This is a genomic window from Streptomyces sp. SAS_281, assembly GCF_052542855.1.
Genome location: NZ_JBMNDO010000087.1, coordinates 15,707 through 33,878 on the forward strand (window position 1 = coordinate 15,707; position 18,172 = coordinate 33,878).

The following is an 18,172-nucleotide window of genomic DNA, read 5'->3' on the forward strand; positions in this document are numbered from 1 at the left end:
CGACATTCGACCGGAGTTACGGAAGAAAAGACAGACCTTGACTTGAACAGAGCAAGTGCACTATGCAGGAGCACTTTTCCGGTATGCGGACGCGGCATCCGGGACCCACCGGCGCGTCAACCCTCCCCAGGGGCGCGGGGGATGACTCCGTGCGCCCCCCATGCATCGGCACTGTGGGTTAGGTTACGCTTACCACCCGTTCCTCCCGGGCATCCACCGTCATAGAGTCGCTTGACAGCGCGACCGGTGTCGAGAGACCGCCCATCCGACGTCCCGAGGACGGAAAACGCCATGCCGCGTCCTACTGCCGCACAGCTCTTCTACGGTTCGGTCACCGTCGTCCTCTCGACCCTGGCCATGTTGCTGCTGTTCCGCACCGGTTCGGGCATCGGTATCGCCGCCGTCGGCACGGTCGCACTCGCCCTCGGTCTCGTGGTGTCCGTCACCGTACCCACGAAGCCCCGCCGCCACGCGCCGAGGACGACGGGAACTGCCGCCCCGGTGTCCGTACACCGTGGCACCGCGCCCGCCGCCCGCGACGAGGAGCGCGCGCCCGTCTCCGCGCAGAGCACGCGCTGAGTGCCGGCCGCGTCCGGATCGAGCCTCAGTTGACGGTGACCACCACCGTCTTGGCCGCCTTGTCCTGGAGCCCCTGGCGGTAGGGCTTGTCCGTGAACATCAGCACGATGTTGATCAGCCACCACAGGCACGGGCAGCACAGCAGCGCCGGCAGCCACAGCACCACGGCCCGCAGGAACGCCGCGCCGGTATCCGGCACCCTGCCGTCGTTGAGCATCGCGACCCGCATCTTCAGCAGCCGCTTGCCGAGCGTGCGGCCGTCCTTGTGCGTGAAGTACGTGTCGTACGCGACGTAGCAGACGAGCCCGATCAGCGACCAGAGCAGCTGATGCCCGCTGTACGTCTGCGCGAAGACGTCGCTGACGTCGTCGTCGTTGCCGTTGCCGTCCGACACCCCGACCGCGCCGCCCCAGGGCAGTGAGATCAGGTACAGCGGGATCGAGATGATCAGGAAGTCGATCAGCCGGGCCAGGATGCGCTTGCCGGGCTCCGCGAGCGGCGGCATTCCCGCCAGGGGGTCCGCACCGCCGTAAGGACCGCCGCCACCGTAGGGTCCCGGGTCGTGCGGCGGGGGCGGCGGCGGCGCGCTGCCGCCGTAGGGCGAGCCGGACGACGGCGGCGGCTGGTCCCCGGGCGGCTGCTTCCTGAACGGGTCGTCCTCGGGCGGCTGACCGGGCGGCGGCTGATCGTTGCTCATGGGGGCAGTGCATCGCGGGGCCCGGGGCCCCGCAACGGCTCAGGTGCGTTCGGGGGACGGCGTTCGGCGGATGGTGTCAGCCCGCGACGAAGGTCCGGGCCGCCTTGTCGTGCCAGCACTGGCGCCAGGGCCGGTCCACCAGGCACCACAGCACGTCGGCGATCCCGACGACCAGGATGCCCAGCACGCCGTGGACCAGCCACCGGCGGAGCGCGGCGCCGAAGCGGGGGGTCTCGTGGGACTCGATGTCCCGTACGTCGAGGCCGCACAACTTCTTGCCGAGCGTACGGCCCCACTTCGCGGTCGGCACCGCGTCGAGGAGGACGCCCAGCACGAGGAACACCCCCAGCGCCGCGCCGCCCAGCGCGGCCGTGGTGGAGTCCAGCAGCCATACGGTGACCGTCTCGCCGGTCTGCTTCGCGGCGTCGATCTTCCCGTCGATGTGGTCCACGGCCCGGCCGGCCAGCGGCACGGCGGCCACGGCGGTGAGCGCGCCCAGCACCACGGTGTCGATGAGCCGGGCGGCGAACCGCTTGCCGAGCGGGGCGGGGCGGCCCTCGGTCTGCGCCGCGACGAGGCGTTGGAAGGGGTCATCGACCGGGGGCTTCCAGGGCGTCACGGGGTGCGTCTGCGGCACGGGGCGCGCCTCGGGCGCGGGGCGCGTCTGCGGCACAGGACGCGCCTCCGGCACGGGGCGCGCATCCGGCACAGGGCGCGTCTGCGGCGCGGGACGCGCCTCCGGCACAGGGCGCGTCTGCGGCGCGGGACGCGCCTCCGGCACAGGGCGCGTCTGCGGCGCGGGACGCGCCTCGGGCGCGGGGTGCGTCTGCGGCACAGGACGCGCCTCCGGCACGGGGCGCCTGTCGAGGGTACGGAGGGTCAGGGTGCCCTCGGCGGGGGCGGGATGCTCCGGCTCACCGGTTCCGTCCTCAGTCGGCGGACGGGCTTGATGCGGCTGCAACCCAGCCCGTCCGGCGCTTGAGGACGGAACCCTCTGCGCGGGGGGCCTCGGGTCCGCGGGGGCCGGGGCCGGGACCGCCTCGTCCGGGGCGTCCGGGGCGTCCGGGGCGGCCGGGACCTCCGGGGCCTCCTCGGCCGGGGCCTCCGGCCACGACACGTGGTCCCGCGCCCCGGCGAAGCCGGACTGGCGGGAGGCGTCGGCCTGCCAGGCGATGGCGGGTTCGGGGCGGCCGCCCTCGCGGCCCTCCTCGTCGAGGAAGACGGGGCCGGTCTCCTCGACCACCGCCGGCTCCTCCTGCTTCGGGGCCGGGCGGCTGGTGCCGGGCACCCAGGAGGCGCCGTTCCAGTAGCGGACGTAACCGGGGATGGACGGGTCGGGGTAGTACCCCTCGCGGGGGCTCTCGTCACCGGGTGCCGGGGTTGGGGCGCTCATCACCGTGGTCCCGTATCTCTTCGCGGCCTCAATACAGGGGTCCACATCTACCAGACAGGCGCGTACTCCCGGGCCGGTCCGGACGTTTGGCCCACTTTCCGGTCACCCGAACTTTTTTTGGGAAGTCGCGTAATGGATGGCGTGCAAGGCGCTCTCACCTGTGCGGGCCGGTCGTGGGACCGGCCCCGGAGAACGGAAGGACGCCGTCATGCACACCGTCGTGGAACGCGAGCTGGAGCTCAAGCTGGTCCTGTCGCCCGAGCGCAGCATCCCCGTACCGGCCAGGCTGACGTACCGCACGGAGGACCCGTACGCGGTGCACATCACCTTCCACATCACCTCGGACTCGCCGGTGTACTGGACGTTCGCCCGCGATCTGCTGGTGGAGGGGGTCTTCCGCCCGTGCGGGCAGGGGGACGTACGGATCTGGCCGACCAAGGTGGCCGGGAACAGCGTCATCTGCGTGGCGCTGACGTCGCCGGACGGCAACGCCCTGCTGGAGGTGCCGTCCGCGGCCGTCGCCGTCTGGGTGGAGCGGACCCTGCGCGTGGTGCCGCCGGGTACCGAGACCGAACGGCTCGGCATCGACGAGGGGCTGGCCGAACTCCTCGCGCCACTGCCGGCCGACGACCTGTGGATGAGCGACCCGTGGCCGTCGGACGAGTCGCAGGACGGGGAGTGTTGAGGGGCGTGGGCCGGGTCCGGGGCCGGTCAGAACACCTTGCCCGGGTTGAGCAGCCCCAGCGGGTCGAACGCCTGCTTGATGCCCCGGTGCAGTTCCACGCCGGTCTCGCCGAGTTCCCGGGCCAGCCACTCCTTCTTCAGCACGCCCACCCCGTGCTCGCCGGTGATCGTGCCGCCGAGGGCGAGGCCGAGCGCCATGATCGCGTCGAAGGACTCCCGGGCCCGCCGGGACTCGTCGGCGTCGGCGGGGTCGAAGCAGACGACGGGGTGGGTGTTGCCGTCGCCCGCGTGGGCGCAGACGCCGATGGTGAGGCCGTACTTCTCGGCGATCTCCGCCGTGCCCGCCAGCATCGCGCCGAGCCGCGAGCGCGGTACGCACACGTCGTCGATCATCGTCGCCGGCTTGACGGTCTCCAGCGCGGTCAGCGACATCCGCCGGGCCTGGAGCAGCATCTCGGACTCGGCCGCGTCCTCCGCCGGGACGACGTCGGTGGCGCCGGCGGCGGTGCACAGGGCGGCGACCGCGGTGAGGTCGGCGGCCGGGTCCGGAGTGTCGAAGGCGGCGAGCAGCAGGGCCTCGGTGGTCTCGGGCAGGCCCATGTTGGCCATCCGGTTGACCGCCTGGACGGTCGTACGGTCCATCAGTTCGAGGAGTGACGGGGTGTGGCCGCCCTCCATGATCCGGCAGACCGCGTCGCAGGCGCTCGCCGCGTCGGCGAACTCGGCGGCCAGCACGAGCTGCCGGGGCGGCCGGGGCTTCAGCGCGAGGACGGCCTTCACGACGATCCCGAGGCTGCCCTCGGAGCCGACGAAGAGGCGGGTGAGGTCGTATCCGGCGACGCCCTTGGCGGTGCGGCGGCCGGTGCTCAGCAGGCGTCCGTCGGCGAGGACGACGTCGAGACCGAGGACGTATTCGGCGGTGACCCCGTACTTCACGCAGCACAGGCCGCCGGACGCGGTGCCGATGTTGCCGCCGATGGTGCACATCTCCCAGCTGGACGGGTCCGGCGGGTAGTACAGGCCGTGCTCGTCCACCGCGCGGGAGAGCACGGCGTTGATCACCCCCGGCTCGACCACGGCGACCCGGTCGACGGGACTGATCTCCAGGATGCGGTCCATCTTCACCAGGGAGAGGACGATGCAGCCGTCCGTGGCGTTGGCGGCGCCCGACAGGCCCGTGCGCGCACCCTGCGGGACCACCGGGACGCGCAGCGCGGTGGCGGTGCGCATGACGTGCTGGACCTGTTCCACGGTGCGCGGGAGCACGACGACGGCGGGGGCGCCGGCCGCGCAGAAGCTCGCCATGTCGTGGGCGTAGGAGGCGGTGATGTCCGGGTCGGTGAGCACGGCCCCGGCGGGAAGACCCGCCCGCAGCTGTTCGAGGAGATCGTCCATGATCCAAGCGTGGCACCCGGGCCCATTGGTGTGAACCCGTCTGCGGTGGCGATCCCAAGGCTCGGTGTGATCTTCATACTGACGCACAGTGAGCGGCATGGATCTCACGCCTCAGCAGCCCCCGGGGGCCTCCGGGCCCGAGTACTCCTTCGACACCGACTGGCCCGCCCCGGACGCGTCCCCGCCGGACCCCGCGTCCCCGGCCGAGCCGCCGCCCCCCACGATGCGTACGACACTGCGCCGCGCCGCCTTCGGCATCGTGGCGGGCGCGGTCCTGGTGACGGGCGCGGTGGTCGCGGTGCCCGACGACGAGAAGGACGCCCCACCGCCCGCGTCCGGCCCGGTCTCACGGGCGATGAGCGCCACGGCCGCCGGCTCCCCCGCCGCGCTCGCCGATCTGACGGCGCTCATCGGGGACCGGCAGAAGTGGGTGGGCACGCACCCCTCGGACGCGGACTCCTGGGCGGTGCTGGGGTCGGCGTACGTGGAGGCGGGGCGGCGGGCGGCCGACCCGGCCTACTACACCCGGGCCGAGCGGGCGCTGAAGCGGTCGCTGGACGTGCGCCCCGGCGAGAGCGGCAACACGGCCGCCTGGGTGGGCCTCGCATCGCTGGCCAACGCCCGCCGCGACTTCGTGACCGCCAAGAAGTGGGGCGAGACGGTCCGGGCGCGGCGGCCGAAGGAGTGGACGGTCTACCCGCAGCTGATCGACGCGTACAACGGCCTGGGCGACCAGAAGTCGGCGATCACGGCGGTGGAGCGGTTCACCGAGCTGCGGGCCGGGGTCCCGGCGCTGGGCCGGGCCGCCGAGATGTACCGCGACCGGGGCTGGCGCGAGGACGCGCTGGCCACCGCGCAGGACGCGGCGAACCGGGCGAAGACGCCCGCCGAGAAGGCCGCCTGCCTGGCGAGACTGGGTGACCTGGCCTGGGAGCGGGGCGAGCCGAAGGAGGCCGTGGCGCAGTACGGGGCGGCGCTCCGCGTCGAGAGGGGCCACCACCCGTCGCTGGCCGGGCGGGCGCGGGCGCTGGCGGCCCTCGGGCGCACCGACGAGGCCGTGCGGGACTACCAGGCCGCGCTGGCGAAGTCGCCGCGCCCGGCCTACCTGCTTGAGCTGGGCGAGCTGTACGAGTCGCTGGGGCTCGACGGCGACTCGGTGGGCCAGTACGAGAAGCTGCGGGCGGCCCTGGACCGGGGCAGGGCGCGCGGCGTGGACGAGTCGCTGCCGCTGGGCCGCTTCGAGGCCGCGCACGGCGACGCGGACGCGGCGGTGGAGCTGCTGCGGGCGGAGTGGAAGCGGGGCCACCGCAGCCCGGCGGTGGCGGACGCGCTGGGCTGGGCGCTGCACCGGTCGGGCGACTCGGAGGGGGCGCTGGAGTACGCGCAGCGGGCGGTGGACTCGGGCGGGCAGAACGCCTCGTACGCGTACCACCTGGGCATGGTGCAGCGCGCGCTGGGCGATTACGGTCCGGCGCGCCGCCAGTTGGAGGGGGCGCTGCGGACCAACCCGAAGTTCTCGCCGCTGGACGCGCCGGCGGCCCGGGAGGCGCTGGACGACCTGGGCGAGCCCCCGGCGGGCGGCCCGGCGGACATGCAGCCCCCGCCGGCCCCGGAGCCCCCGTCCCCGCAGGCTCCCGCACCGCAAGGCCCCGCGCCCCAGGCCCCGGAACCGCAGCAGCAGCAGCAGCAGCAGCAGCAGCCCGATGGTCCGGCGCCCGCGGCGGCCGTCGCGCGGGCCGCCGTACAGCCGTCACCGGCACCGGCGGCGGCCGTTCGCTGACGTACGGGCCGACGTACGGAGTGAGGGGCGGGCCGGAAGGCGGCCCGCCCCTCACTCATGCCCTGCGCGTCAGAGGTTGCCGCGCTTCTCCTGCTCGCGCTCGATCGCCTCGAACAGGGCCTTGAAGTTGCCCTTGCCGAAGCCCATGGAACCGTGGCGCTCGATCATCTCGAAGAAGACGGTCGGGCGGTCCTGGACCGGCTTGGTGAAGATCTGGAGCAGGTAGCCGTCCTCGTCGCGGTCCACCAGGATCTTCAGCTCGCGCAGGGTCTCGACCGGCACGCGGGTCTCGCCGGCCCACTCGCCGAGCGTGTCGTAGTACGAGTCCGGGGTGTCCAGGAACTGCACGCCGGCGGCGCGCATCGCCTTCACCGAGGCGACGATGTCGTTGGTGGCGAGCGCCATGTGCTGGACACCGGCGGCGCCGTAGAACTCCAGGTACTCGTCGATCTGCGACTTCTTCTTCGCGATGGCCGGCTCGTTGATCGGGAACTTGACCTTGAGCGTGCCGTCGGCGACGACCTTGGACATGAGCGCGGAGTACTCGGTGGCGATGTCGTCGCCCACGAACTCCTTCATGTTCGTGAAGCCCATGACCTTGTTGTAGAACGCGACCCACTCGTTCATCCGGCCGAGCTCGACGTTGCCCACGCAGTGGTCGATGGCCTGGAAGAAGCGCTTGGCCGGCGGCTCGACGATCGGGTCGGCGGCGACGTAGCCGGGCAGGTACGGCCCGTCGTAGCCGGTCCGCTCGACCAGGGTGTGCCGGGTCTTGCCATACGTGGCGATGGCGGCGCGCACGACGGTGCCGTGCTCGTCCTTCGTCTCGTACGGCTCCTCGATGCCGGTGGCACCGTGCTCGACGGCGTAGGCGTACGCCGCGCGGGCGTCCGGGACCTCGATGGCGAGGTCGATCACGCCGTCGCCGTGCGCGGCGACGTGGTCCTCCAGGAAGTGGCCCCAGTCGGTGGACGCCTTCACGACGGAGGTGAGGACGAAGCGGGCGGAGCCGCTGGTCAGCACGTAGCTGGCGGTCTCGCGGCTGCCGGTCTCAGGGCCGGAGTAGGCCACCAGCTTCATGCCGAAGGCGGTCGAGTAGTAGTGCGCGGCCTGCTTGGCGTTGCCCACGGCGAAGACGACGGCGTCCATCCCCTTGACGGGGAAGGGGTCGGCCTGCCGGGACGTCTCGGGGGTGCTGTGCATCGTCTCTGTCATGCCCAGAGGTTCCCGCCACTCCGCAAGGTGCGCAACAGTTCCCGTATTCACTGGTCAACCTGTACAGCAGGTGGCCATGATGGCCGGACCATCTGTACATGGTGCCCATCACACCGACGGAGGCCGGGGCATGGCGATCGACCGACTGGACGGGCGGCTCATCGTGCTGCTCGCGCGTGAACCCAGGATCGGCGTCCTGGAGGCGTCGCGCAGGCTGGGCGTGGCACGCGGGACGGTGCAGGCGCGCCTGGACCGTCTTCAGTCCAATGGCGCCATCCGCGGATTCGGCCCGGACGTCGATCCGGCGGCCCTCGGCTATCCGGTCACCGCGTTCGCGACGCTGGAGATCAAACAGGGCCAAGGCGCCGACGTACGGGCGCACTTGAGCGGCGTACCGGAGGTCCTCGAACTGCACACCACCACCGGGCACGGGGACATGCTGTGCCGGCTCGTGGCCCGGTCCAACGCCGATCTCCAGCGGGTGATCGACCGGGTTGTCGGATTTGATGGCATCGTCCGGGCCTCGACGGCCATCGTCATGGAGAACCCCGTACCGCTGCGCGTCATCCCGCTCGTGGAACAGGCGGCGCGGGACACCGACTGAGCCGAGGAGGACGGGTGAGCTTCTGGGAGTACGTGGGCAACCGTCATCAGCAGTTGCTCACCGACGCCTTCCAGCACGTCAGCGCGGTCTTCCAGTGCATGGTCATCGCCACCGTGCTCGGTGTCCTGATCGGCGTCGTCAGCTACCGCAGCGGCTGGGGCTCCTCGGTGGCGATCACCTCGACGGCGACCGTGCTCACCATCCCGTCCCTGGCCGCCATCGGTCTGCTCATCCCACTGGTCGGCCTGGGCGTCGCGCCCACGGTGATCACGCTGACGCTGTACGGGCTGCTCCCCGTCGTCCGCAACGCGATCGTGGGCCTGCGCGGCGTCGACCCGGCCCTGGTGGACGCCGCGAAGGGCATCGGGATGTCGCGGACCGCGCGGCTGTTCAAGGTGGAGCTGCCGCTGGCCTGGCCGCCGATCCTGACCGGCATCCGGGTCTCCACGCAGATGCTGATGGGGATCGCCGCCATCGCCGCGTACGCCTCCGGGCCCGGCCTCGGGAACGAGATCTTCCGGGGCATCGCCTCACTGGGCAGCGCCAACGCGATCAACCAGGTGCTCGCGGGCACGCTCGGCATCGTCATCCTCGCCCTGCTCTTCGACGCCGCGTACGTCCTGCTGGGCCGGCTCACCATCCCCAGGGGGATCCGTGTCTGAGACCGCGACCGAAACCGTGCCGGAGCCGATGGCCACCTCCGGCGCCGCCATCCAGCTGGAGAACCTGTCCAAGCGCTACCCGGGCAACCCCAACCCCGCCGTGGAGAACGTCTCCATGGAGATCAAGGCCGGCGAGACCGTGATCTTCGTGGGCCCGTCCGGCTGCGGGAAGTCCACCACGCTGAAGATGATCAACCGGCTGATCGAGCCCACCTCGGGCCGGATCCGGATCGACGACGAGGACGTCACCGACATCGACCCGGTGAAGCTGCGCCGGAAGATCGGGTACGCGATCCAGTCCTCCGGGCTCTTCCCGCACATGACGGTCGCCGAGAACATCGCCCTGGTGCCGAAGATGGTGGGCTGGTCCAAGTCCCGGGTGAAGGACCGGGTCGAGGAGATGCTGGACCTGGTCGGGCTCGACCCGCGCGAGTTCCACGGCCGCTATCCGCGCGCTCTCTCCGGCGGGCAGCAGCAACGCGTGGGCGTGGCCCGGGCGCTGGCCGCGGACCCGCCGGTGCTGCTGATGGACGAGCCGTTCGGCGCGGTCGACCCGATCACGCGCGACCACCTCCAGGACGAACTCATCCGGCTCCAGCACGAGCTGCACAAGACGATCGTCTTCGTCACCCACGACTTCGACGAGGCGATCAAGCTGGGCGACCGGATCGCGGTGCTCCGCGAGCGCTCGCACATCGCGCAGTTCGACACCCCGGAGGCCATCCTCACCAACCCGACGGACGACTTCGTCTCCGGCTTCGTCGGCGCCGGCGCGGCGCTGAAACGGCTCAACCTGACCCGGGTGCGGGAGGTGGAGATCGCCGACTTCCCGACCGTGACCGTGGACGACCCGCTCCAGTCGATCTTCAACAAGCTGCGCAGCGGCTCGCACAACGAGCTGCTGATGCTGGACCGCAGGGGCCGCCCCTACAAGTGGCTGCGGCGCGGCGACCTGATGCGGGCCCGGGGCTCCCTGGCGCGCGCCGGGCAGCTGGTCCACGACACGGTGACCCGGGACGCGACGCTGCACGACGCGCTGGAGGCGGTGCTCACCGACAGCGGCGGGCGGGTCGCGGTGACCGGGCGGCGCGGCGAGTTCACCGGGGTCGTGGACATGCACACCCTGATGAACTCGGTGCACGAGCTCCTGGAGGCGGACCGGCTCGCCGCCATCGAGCACCAGCACGACCTGGAGGAGCTGCGGGTCCACCAGACCGCCGAGGAGCTGGAGGGCGGTGCGGGCGCATGACCCCCGACTCCCCGTCCGGCTCCTCCCGCGCACCGGGCCGCGAACGGCCCCCGGGCGAGCACGACGTGAAGGGGCACGCCTTCCGCGACGAGGAGGAGGCCGAGCCCGTCCCGCAGCCGGCGAAACCGGCGCGCCGGATCACCTGGCGCAAGCTGGTGGTGCTCCCGGCGGTCCTCGCGGTCGTGCTGGTCCTCACCTACGTCTGGATCGAGAACGTGCACCTGGACTCGATCGCGGAGAACTCGATCGCCGGGGACACGGTCGAGGTGCGCTGGTGGCAGCATGTGCGGCTGACCGCGATCTCCACGTTCTGGGTGCTGATCATCGCCATTCCGCTGGGCATCGCGCTGACCCGGCGGGGCCTGACCAGGGCGGCCCCCGTGGTGACGGCGATCGCCAACATCGGGCAGGCGACCCCGGCGATCGGTCTGCTGGCGCTGCTGGTCATCTGGCTCGGCATCGGCCCGTCCACCGCCATCACCGGCATGGTGATCTACGCGGTGCTGCCGGTGCTGTCCAACACGGTCGCCGGTCTCAAGGCGATCGAGCCGAACATGGTGGAGGCCGCGCGCGGCATCGGCATGTCGGCCATGGGCACCCTGACCAAGGTCGAACTCCCCCTCGCCGTACCGCTGATCCTGGCGGGGGTCCGGACCGCGCTCGTCCTGAACGTGGGCACGGCGACCCTGGCGACCTTCGGGGGCGGCGGCGGGCTGGGCGACCTGATCACCTCGGGCATCCAGACCCAGCGCATGCCGGTCCTGGTGCTCGGCTCGGTCCTGACGGTGGTGCTGGCGCTCCTGGTGGACTGGCTGGCCTCGCTGGCCGAGGTGGCGCTGACCCCGCGCGGCCTGGAGGTGGGGCGATGAGGACGCGGATGCGCGGGGCTCTCGCGGCGGGGGCCGCGCTGTCCCTGGTGCTGGCCGGGTGCGGGCTGAAGAGCGGGTCGCCGATGGTGGACGACGTGGTGCCCGGGTCGGTCGGGCAGGGGCAGCCGCTGGACGGCGCGTCGCTGACCGTCACCTCGAAGAACTTCAGCGAGAACATCATCCTGGGCCAGATGATCGGGCTGATCTTCAAGGCGGCCGGGGCGGAGGTCCTGGACCGGACGAACCTGCCGAGCTCGATCAGCGCCCGCGAGGCGGTCATCCAGGGCGACGCGGACGCCGAGTACGAGTACACGGGCACCGGCTGGATCACGTATCTCGGGCACGCGAAGCCGATCACCGACCCGATGGAGCAGTGGAGGGCGGTGCGGGACGCGGACCTGAAGAACGGGGTGACCTGGCTGCGGCCGTCCACCCTCAACAACACCTACGCGCTGGCGATCAGCGCCAAGAACAACACCAGGTACCACCTGAAGACGCTGTCCGACGTCGCCGCCCTGGCGAAGAAGAGCCCCTCGGCGGTGACGGTCTGCGTCGAGAACGAGTTCGCCTCGCGCGACGACGGGCTGCCCGGCATGGAGAAGGCGTACGGGATGTCCCTGCCGGCGTCCAACATCAAGAAGATGGACGCGGGCATCATCTACACCCAGGTCTCCAAGTCCGACTCGTGCCTGCTCGGCGAGGTCTTCACCACGGACGGCCGCATCAAGGCGATGAACCTGGAGGTGCTGGAGGACGACAAGCACTTCTTCCCCAACTACAACGCGGCGCCCGTGGTGCACACCCCGACGCTGGAGAAGTACCCGGAGATCGCCGGCCTCCTCGACCCGCTCAGCAAGCGGCTGAACACGGAGGTCGCCCAGGACCTGAACGCCAGGGTGGACGTCGAGGGCCAGGACCCGCACGACGTGGCGAAGGACTGGCTGATCGAGGAGGGGCTCATCAAGGAGGGCTGACCCGGCGGGCGCCCTCCCCGGTCAGCAGCTGGGGATCTCGCCGCCGTGGTCCAGGGCCCGCAGCGAGTTCACCGCGCTCTTCAGTGTGGTGACCGGGATCAGCCGCAGCCCCTTCGGCAGCTCCGACTTCGCCTCCGAGCACTCCGCCTTCGGCACGAGGAAGACGGTCGCCCCGTCCCGCCGGGCCGCCTGCGTCTTGAGCGAGACCCCGCCGACGGCGCCGACCTCGCCGTCCGCGGCGATCGTGCCCGTGCCCGCGACGGTACGGCCGCCGGTGAGGTCGCCGCCCGAACCGTCGCCGTCCAGCTTGTCCACGATGCCGAGCGCGAAGAACAGTCCGGCGCTGGGGCCGCCGATGTCCGCCAGGTGCAGGGTGACGTCCACCGAGCCGGGCTTGCGGCCCAGGTAGTGCAGCGCGGCGTCGACGGCGTCGTCCTGGGACTTCGCCATGTCGTCCAGGTTGTGCTTCTCGATCTCCTTCTCGGAGCCGCCGGTCGGGTAGACGGAGTCGCGGGGCAGCACGGCCCGGTCCGTCCGGAACCAGCTGTCCACGACGTCCCCGATGCCGACGTCCGTCTTCGGGCCCGTCGCCACGATCGTCGTCATCCGCAGCTCGCCCTTGGTGGGCCGGGTGGGCGCGCCCTCGATGCTGATCACCGGGGTGCCGCGGTCGTCCCCGAGCACGTCCGCGGTCGTCCCGGGCTGCGCCAGCGTGAACGGCAGCGGCGCGAAGGCGGCCACTCCGAGGAGGGCGACTACGGGGAGGGCGGCTAGGGCGAGGCGCTGTGTGGACACCGGTCCAATCTAACGTCCGGCCTCCCGGACCGGGGCGGCCGGGCAATCCGGCCCGTCCGGCGTTCGAGGACGGAACCGGCTCGCCGGGGGCCGGAACCCCGCGGCGGGCCCCGGCCGCGGCGTGACCGCGTCAGCGAAGCGCGTCCGCCACTTCCCGGGCCGCGTCCACCACGCGGGGTCCCACGCGTTCCGGGACGGAGTCCGCCAGCATGACGACGCCGACGCTGCCCTCCACCCCCGTCACGCCCATGAGCGCCGCCGCCGCACCGCTCGCGCCCGCCTCCAGTTCGCCGTGGGTGAGGGTGTAGGCGGTCTCGCCCACCGGCTTCTGGCGGGCGGCGAGGATCGCCCGGCCGGCGGCCCCCCGGTCCAGCGGGTGGCGGAAGCCCGCCCGGTAGGCGACGTGGTAGTCGGTCCAGGTCGGTTCGACCACCGCGACCGCCAGCGCGTCGGAGCCGTCGACCAGAGTGAGATGGGCGGTGGCCCCGATGTCCTCGGCCAGCGAGCGCAACGCCGGAAGCGCCGCCTCGCGGACGAGGGGGTGGACCTGGCGGCCCAGGCGCAGAACGCCGAGACCCACCCGTGCCCGGCCGCCCAAGTCACGGCGTATCAAGGCGTGTTGCTCCAGCGTGGCGAGCAGACGGTAGACCACGGTGCGGTTGACGCCGAGTTTGTTGGACAACTCGGTGACCGTCAGGCCGTGGTCGGTGTCGGCGAGCAGTTTGAGGACACGCAGTCCTCTGTCGAGCGTCTGGGAGGTCTCCGCGGTCACGACGCCCTCTCCTCCGTGGTGAGCGGCCGCGGCTGTCCCGTGGGATGTGCGCCACCGGTCCCGGGGCGACGCACGGAGAGGCCGCCGGCCTGGCCAAGGCACCGGCTGCGCTCCGCGGCGGCGTTGCCACGGGGCGTTCACATTTTTTGGACAGTAGCGAGCGAGTCCGCTCAGCGGAAGCCCTCGTCCAGAATCCGGTCTCCCTCAAAAACCCGGTTGCGCCGCACGAGCATAAGTGCCGGTCAGCGGCGCGCGGACCGTTCATCGCGCATCTACGCGCGTCCAGGTCGGCCGACTCTCCCGCGACGCTCCGTAGACCGGATGTGAACCACGGTTAACTCACGGTGAAAATTTTTTCGGCCGATTCATTGATCGACAGGGTGCCGCGCGCCTCGCGACAAGGCCCCGGGACCCTGTGGTGAGGGTTCCGGGGCCGGTTGTGCGCCGCGCGCGGGTCACCGCATGCGGGTGGCCCACTCCTGGACCTTCTTGATCCGCTGCTCGATCTGCCCGGCGGTGGCCTCCGCGCTCGGCGGTCCGCCGCAGACCCGGCGCAGCTCGGTGTGGATGACGCCGTGCGGCTTGCCGCTCTGGTGGGTGTAGGCGGAGACCATGGTGTTCAACTGCTTCCGCAGGCCGAGGAGTTGCTTGTGGGTGACGACCGGGCGGTCCTGGGCGGGCTTCTCCAGGAGGTCGGCCTCGGACGCGGGCTTCTGCCTGCTGTGCGCGATCTGCCGGGTCTGCCGCTTCTGGAGCAGCAGCTGGACCTGATCGGGTTCGAGGAGGCCGGGGATGCCGAGGTAGTCCTGCTCCTCCTCGCTGCCGGGGTGCGCCTGCATGCCGAACTCGGCACCGTCGTAGAGCACCCGGTCGAAGACCGCGTCGGACTCCAGGGCCTCGAAGGGCAGCTGCTCCTCGGTCTCCTCGTCCTCCAGCTTCTCCGCGTCGGCGAGGAGCTTGTCCTCCTCGGCGAACGGGTTCTCCTCGTCGCTGCCCTTCTTGGGCTTGTCGAGGACGTGGTCCCGCTCGACCTCCATCTCGTTGGCGAAGTCGAGGAGCATCGGGATGGTGGGGACGAAGACGGAGGCGGTCTCGCCGCGCCTGCGGGAGCGCACGAAGCGGCCGACGGCCTGGGCGAAGAACAGCGGGGTCGAGATGGTGGTGGCGTACACCCCGACGGCCAGGCGCGGCACGTCGACGCCCTCGGACACCATGCGGACCGCGACCATCCAGCGCGAGTCGTCCTCGCTGAACTTGTCGATCTTCTTCGAGGCGGCCTTTTCGTCGGACAGGACGACGGTGGCCGACTCGCCGGTGACCTTCTTCAGGATCTTGGCGTACGCGCGGGCCGACTCCTGGTCCGTGGCGATGACGAGCCCGCCCGCGTCCGGGATGCCCTTGCGGACCTCGGTGAGGCGCTTGTCGGCGGCGCTCAGCACATTGGGGATCCAGTCGCCGGTGGGCGACAGGGCGGTGCGCCACGCCTGCCCGATGGCGTCCTTGGTCATCGGCTCGCCGAGCCGGGCCGCGATCTCGTCGCCCGCCTTGGTGCGCCAGCGCATGTTGCCGCTGTAGCTGAGGAAGATCACGGGGCGCACGACGCCGTCGGCCAGGGCGTTGCCGTAGCCGTAGGTGTAGTCGGCGGACGAGCGCCGGATGCCGTCGTTGCCCTCCTCGTACACGACGAACGGGATCGGGTTGGTGTCCGACCGGAAGGGCGTCCCGGTGAGCGCGAGCCGCCGGGTCGCGGGGTCGAACGCCTCCTGGCACGCCTCGCCCCAGGACTTGGAGTCACCGGCGTGGTGGATCTCGTCGAGGATGACCAGGGTCTTGCGCTGCTCGCACCGGTTGCGGTGCAGCATCGGGCGGACGCCGACGCCCGCGTAGGTGACGGCGACCCCGTGGTACTCCTTGCTCAGCGGACCGGCGCTGTAGTCGGGGTCCAGCTTGATCCCTATCCGGGCGGCCGCCTCGGCCCACTGCTTCTTCAGGTGCTCGGTGGGCGCGACGACGGTGACCTGCTGCACGACGTGGTGGTGCAGCAGCCAGGACGCGAGCGTCAGCGCGAAGGTGGTCTTCCCGGCGCCGGGGGTGGCGACGGCGAGGAAGTCGCGCGGCTGCTCCTGGATGTACTTCTCCATGGCGCCCTGCTGCCAGGCTCGCAGCTTTCCGGCCGTGCCCCAGGGGGCGCGGCCGGGGAAGGCGGGTGAGAGGTGGTGGGAGGCGGTAGTAGTCACGGTCTCCGGTTCGGGTCTCTCGGGTACGTGGGCGCTGTCCGCGCGGGCCGGACCGGCTCCGCACGCGATACGACAACCGGGCCACCCTACCGGTGCGGCTGCCCCGCCTCGTCGCGTACCACACCCCGGCACACGTAAGTGCGACCGCTCTCACACGGGGTCGGCCACGAGTTCGCGCAGCCCTTGCGCGATGGCCTGGATCTCGTCGGTCCCACCTGTCGCCACGGCGATGACCAGGTGTTCTGCCGCGTCACGAAGCACGATCTGCATGTCCGGGCAGGCGTGCTCCCCGATGACAAGGATGTCCTCCACTTGGCAGCCTGCTCCCGCGCCGTCCGGCGCACGATGGGCCTGCTGGGCAGTTCGGGCCAGGTAGTCGTCGACGGCCCTGAGCAGTACGGCGTGCATGCTCGTGCCCTCCTGCTCGGCACGCTGCTTGAGGGCTTCGGTCCGGTCGTCACGGAGACGCAGGTTCATGGCCGTACCGGAACGGTACCGACCACGGGGTCAAACTGGTGTCGCTCACCGTTCCCGTACCCGCCCCGCCACCCACGCGCCCGCCAGGGCCACCACCGCCATCGGGAAGAAGACGACCGCGAAGGCGGCTGGATGGGAGGTGGCGGCGGCCGTCTCCGTGGCGTCCATCGTGCCGCCGCCCAGGGCCGCGAAGGCCGCGCCGCCCGCGGCCAGCAGGAGGACGTTGGAGAGGCCGTCGGAGATCTGGAGGGCGGCCGAGTTGGCTCCGGCCTCCTCGGGGGCGGACAGCTTCAGCAGCAGCACGCTGGTGGAGGCGATCACCACCCCCATGCCGAAGCAGCCGAAGGCCCAGGCGACCGCCACGGTCCAGACCGGCACGGAGGTGATCAGCACGGCCGGGGCCGCCGCGATGGACAGGGCGACGAGGACCATGGCGCCGACCATCAGGGGCTCGCGGTGCGGTTCCAGGCGGGGCCGGGACTGCACGTAGGAGCCCAGCGCCCAGGTGCCGCCGCCCGCCGCCAGGGAGAGGCCCGCCAGGGTCGGGGACAGGCCGCGCTGGGTGACCAGCATCAGCGGGACGAACGATTCGGCGGCGATGAAGGACCCGGCCGCGACCCCGCGCAGCAGCACCACCGCGGGCAGCCCGCGCGCTGCGCGCCACGTGCCGTGGGGCAGCAGGCCCCGGATCGCGGGGACGAGCAGCGCGGCCCCGGCGGCGGCCGGCAGCAGCGAGAACCAGTTCCGCTCCTGGCCGGCGTACTGGAGCAGCCCGGCGCCCAGCGAGATGCCCAGCGCGAGCGCGATGCGCCGGCGGTCGTACGCCTCCACCGGCGCCTCCGGGTCCGCCGGACCGGACGCCATGCGCCGGATCTCGGGCAGCGCGAGCGCGAGGGGGAAGACGATCAGGACCGGGATGCCGACGAAGACCCAGCGCCAGCCCAGGTGCTCGGTGACGCTTCCGGCGGCGAGCGGTCCGACGACCGAGGGGATCACCCAGCTCGCGGCGAACGCGGCCAGGATCGCCGGCCGCAGGTGCTCCGGGTAGGCCCGGCTGATCACCACGTACAGCGCGACGATCACCAGCCCGCCGCCGAGCCCCTGCACGGCGCGGCCCGCGATGAACATCCACATGGAGCCCGCGGTCCCGGACAGCAGGAGCCCCGCCGCGAAGGCGCTGATCCCCGCGGCCAGCGGGGCGAGCGGGCCGCGCCGGTCGGCCCACTGCCCGGACAGCACCATGGCGAAGAGGCTGGTGGTGAAGTACGCCGAGAACGCGTACGCGTACAGCGGGATGCCGTGCAGTTCACGCGCGGCGACCGGCATCGCGGTCCCCACGGCGGTGGCCTCGAAGGCGATGAGGAACACGACGGAGACGATGCCGATGCTGAGCGCCCGGTACGTCCGCCCGAGAATGCCCTCCGGCAGCACGGGCCCCGCCGGGGCGGGGGCGTCGACGTCTTCGATGAGGCGCGGGACATCGGCGTCGCGCGGTTCCAGGGCGGTCATGAGCCAAGAGTAAGGGGCGAAACGCCTGATGAACCCTGTCGGTGGTCGGCCCCGGTCTCGGCCGTTGGTCCTACGTCCCCGAGCCGGACGTGAACGGCGTGTGGCAGTCGCGTTGCACGGTCACCGGAAGCCTTGAGCGCCCCGCACGGCCGGGCCTACGGTCGGTTCAGCGACACCACGCCGGACCGTGTGCCCGAGAGGCTCAGGGGCTCGACTGCAACTCGAGTTACACCGGTTCGAATCCGGTCACGGTCTCCCTGCACGGAAGCGGCCGCCCTCAC

At 71.8% G+C, this 18,172-nt stretch carries 16 protein-coding genes, 1 tRNA gene and 1 pseudogene; 9 read left to right on the plus strand and 9 right to left on the minus strand.

Annotation, left to right across the window (positions count from 1 at the left end):
* Positions 1-291 precede the first annotated feature (291 nt).
* Entirely contained in the window at positions 292-579 is a 288-nt protein-coding gene (locus ACN6LM_RS27235; RefSeq protein ID WP_445068028.1) for a hypothetical protein, read from the plus strand.
* Positions 580-604: 25 nt separating this feature from the next.
* On the opposite strand, the gene ACN6LM_RS27240 is transcribed toward ACN6LM_RS27235, so the two are convergent.
* Together ACN6LM_RS27240 and ACN6LM_RS27245 are read right to left on the minus strand one after the other, a co-directional pair.
* Entirely contained in the window at positions 605-1,276 is a 672-nt protein-coding gene (locus tag ACN6LM_RS27240) for an RDD family protein (protein ID WP_445068029.1), read from the minus strand.
* 76 nt (positions 1,277-1,352) lie between these two features.
* Complete coding sequence (locus ACN6LM_RS27245; protein WP_445068030.1) at positions 1,353-2,669, minus strand: RDD family protein; 1,317 nt, start codon at positions 2,667-2,669, stop codon at positions 1,353-1,355.
* A gap of 208 nt (positions 2,670-2,877) precedes the next feature.
* Here ACN6LM_RS27245 and ACN6LM_RS27250 point away from each other — a divergent pair, with 208 nt between their 5' ends.
* Positions 2,878-3,354 carry an SsgA family sporulation/cell division regulator gene (locus ACN6LM_RS27250; protein ID WP_445068031.1) on the plus strand — a complete coding sequence of 159 codons (477 nt, stop codon included), beginning with the start codon at positions 2,878-2,880 and terminating at the stop codon, positions 3,352-3,354.
* A gap of 26 nt (positions 3,355-3,380) precedes the next feature.
* Here ACN6LM_RS27250 and ACN6LM_RS27255 read toward each other — a convergent pair whose 3' ends face one another.
* Positions 3,381-4,748, minus strand: coding sequence for an FAD-binding oxidoreductase (locus tag ACN6LM_RS27255; RefSeq protein ID WP_445068032.1), 1,368 nt, complete (start codon positions 4,746-4,748; stop codon positions 3,381-3,383).
* A gap of 97 nt (positions 4,749-4,845) precedes the next feature.
* Here ACN6LM_RS27255 and ACN6LM_RS27260 point away from each other — a divergent pair, with 97 nt between their 5' ends.
* Positions 4,846-6,528, plus strand: coding sequence for a tetratricopeptide repeat protein (locus tag ACN6LM_RS27260; RefSeq protein ID WP_445068033.1), 1,683 nt, complete (start codon positions 4,846-4,848; stop codon positions 6,526-6,528).
* 69 nt (positions 6,529-6,597) lie between these two features.
* Here ACN6LM_RS27260 and hppD read toward each other — a convergent pair whose 3' ends face one another.
* The gene (gene hppD, locus ACN6LM_RS27265; RefSeq protein ID WP_445068034.1) at positions 6,598-7,743 is read right to left on the minus strand and encodes a 4-hydroxyphenylpyruvate dioxygenase; all 1,146 of its coding nucleotides are present in this window, start codon (positions 7,741-7,743) and stop codon (positions 6,598-6,600) included.
* A 130-nt stretch (positions 7,744-7,873) separates the two neighbouring features.
* Here hppD and ACN6LM_RS27270 point away from each other — a divergent pair, with 130 nt between their 5' ends.
* The 5 genes from ACN6LM_RS27270 to ACN6LM_RS27290 are packed head-to-tail and all read left to right on the plus strand — an operon-like array spanning position 7,874 to position 12,101.
* Positions 7,874-8,347, plus strand: coding sequence for an Lrp/AsnC family transcriptional regulator (locus ACN6LM_RS27270; RefSeq protein WP_018100765.1), 474 nt, complete (start codon positions 7,874-7,876; stop codon positions 8,345-8,347).
* Between the two features lie 14 nt (positions 8,348-8,361).
* Positions 8,362-9,009, plus strand: coding sequence for an ABC transporter permease (locus ACN6LM_RS27275; RefSeq protein ID WP_445068035.1), 648 nt, complete (start codon positions 8,362-8,364; stop codon positions 9,007-9,009).
* Between the two features lie 28 nt (positions 9,010-9,037).
* A complete protein-coding gene (locus tag ACN6LM_RS27280) occupies positions 9,038-10,258 on the plus strand; it encodes a betaine/proline/choline family ABC transporter ATP-binding protein (RefSeq protein WP_445068039.1) in 1,221 nt (406 codons plus the stop codon).
* Complete coding sequence (locus ACN6LM_RS27285; protein WP_445068036.1) at positions 10,255-11,127, plus strand: ABC transporter permease; 873 nt, start codon at positions 10,255-10,257, stop codon at positions 11,125-11,127. The genes ACN6LM_RS27280 and ACN6LM_RS27285 overlap by 4 nt, the downstream gene beginning before the upstream one ends.
* A gap of 8 nt (positions 11,128-11,135) precedes the next feature.
* The gene (locus ACN6LM_RS27290; RefSeq protein WP_445068040.1) at positions 11,136-12,101 is read left to right on the plus strand and encodes a glycine betaine ABC transporter substrate-binding protein; all 966 of its coding nucleotides are present in this window, start codon (positions 11,136-11,138) and stop codon (positions 12,099-12,101) included.
* A gap of 21 nt (positions 12,102-12,122) precedes the next feature.
* Here ACN6LM_RS27290 and ACN6LM_RS27295 read toward each other — a convergent pair whose 3' ends face one another.
* The 5 genes and pseudogenes from ACN6LM_RS27295 to ACN6LM_RS27315 form a co-directional block, all read right to left on the minus strand.
* The gene (locus tag ACN6LM_RS27295; RefSeq protein WP_445068037.1) at positions 12,123-12,896 is read right to left on the minus strand and encodes a S16 family serine protease; all 774 of its coding nucleotides are present in this window, start codon (positions 12,894-12,896) and stop codon (positions 12,123-12,125) included.
* A gap of 130 nt (positions 12,897-13,026) precedes the next feature.
* Positions 13,027-13,668, minus strand: a complete 642-nt coding sequence (locus ACN6LM_RS27300; RefSeq protein ID WP_164403934.1) for a helix-turn-helix domain-containing protein — start codon at positions 13,666-13,668, stop codon at positions 13,027-13,029.
* A gap of 455 nt (positions 13,669-14,123) precedes the next feature.
* Positions 14,124-15,905: a DEAD/DEAH box helicase gene (locus ACN6LM_RS27305; protein WP_093708620.1), complete on the minus strand. Its 1,782-nt coding sequence runs from the start codon at positions 15,903-15,905 to the stop codon at positions 14,124-14,126.
* Between the two features lie 308 nt (positions 15,906-16,213).
* Positions 16,214-16,382 (minus strand): annotated as a pseudogene (locus ACN6LM_RS27310) (CopG family transcriptional regulator); the annotation flags it as partial.
* Between the two features lie 45 nt (positions 16,383-16,427).
* A complete protein-coding gene (locus ACN6LM_RS27315) occupies positions 16,428-17,891 on the minus strand; it encodes an MFS transporter (protein ID WP_445068038.1) in 1,464 nt (487 codons plus the stop codon).
* Between the two features lie 183 nt (positions 17,892-18,074).
* On the opposite strand from ACN6LM_RS27315, the gene ACN6LM_RS27320 reads away from it, so the two are divergent.
* Positions 18,075-18,146, plus strand: a tRNA-Cys gene (locus ACN6LM_RS27320).
* Positions 18,147-18,172 lie beyond the last annotated feature (26 nt).

Coding starts and splice junctions, on each gene's coding strand:
- ACN6LM_RS27235 (WP_445068028.1), top strand. CDS start 292: ATGCCGCGTCCTACTGCCGCACAGCTCTTCTACGGTTCGGTCACCGTC.
- ACN6LM_RS27240 (WP_445068029.1), bottom strand. CDS start 1,276: ATGAGCAACGATCAGCCGCCGCCCGGTCAGCCGCCCGAGGACGACCCG.
- ACN6LM_RS27245 (WP_445068030.1), bottom strand. CDS start 2,669: ATGAGCGCCCCAACCCCGGCACCCGGTGACGAGAGCCCCCGCGAGGGG.
- ACN6LM_RS27250 (WP_445068031.1), top strand. CDS start 2,878: ATGCACACCGTCGTGGAACGCGAGCTGGAGCTCAAGCTGGTCCTGTCG.
- ACN6LM_RS27255 (WP_445068032.1), bottom strand. CDS start 4,748: ATGGACGATCTCCTCGAACAGCTGCGGGCGGGTCTTCCCGCCGGGGCC.
- ACN6LM_RS27260 (WP_445068033.1), top strand. CDS start 4,846: ATGGATCTCACGCCTCAGCAGCCCCCGGGGGCCTCCGGGCCCGAGTAC.
- hppD (WP_445068034.1), bottom strand. CDS start 7,743: ATGACAGAGACGATGCACAGCACCCCCGAGACGTCCCGGCAGGCCGAC.
- ACN6LM_RS27270 (WP_018100765.1), top strand. CDS start 7,874: ATGGCGATCGACCGACTGGACGGGCGGCTCATCGTGCTGCTCGCGCGT.
- ACN6LM_RS27280 (WP_445068039.1), top strand. CDS start 9,038: ATGGCCACCTCCGGCGCCGCCATCCAGCTGGAGAACCTGTCCAAGCGC.
- ACN6LM_RS27285 (WP_445068036.1), top strand. CDS start 10,255: ATGACCCCCGACTCCCCGTCCGGCTCCTCCCGCGCACCGGGCCGCGAA.
- ACN6LM_RS27290 (WP_445068040.1), top strand. CDS start 11,136: ATGCGCGGGGCTCTCGCGGCGGGGGCCGCGCTGTCCCTGGTGCTGGCC.
- ACN6LM_RS27315 (WP_445068038.1), bottom strand. CDS start 17,891: ATGACCGCCCTGGAACCGCGCGACGCCGATGTCCCGCGCCTCATCGAA.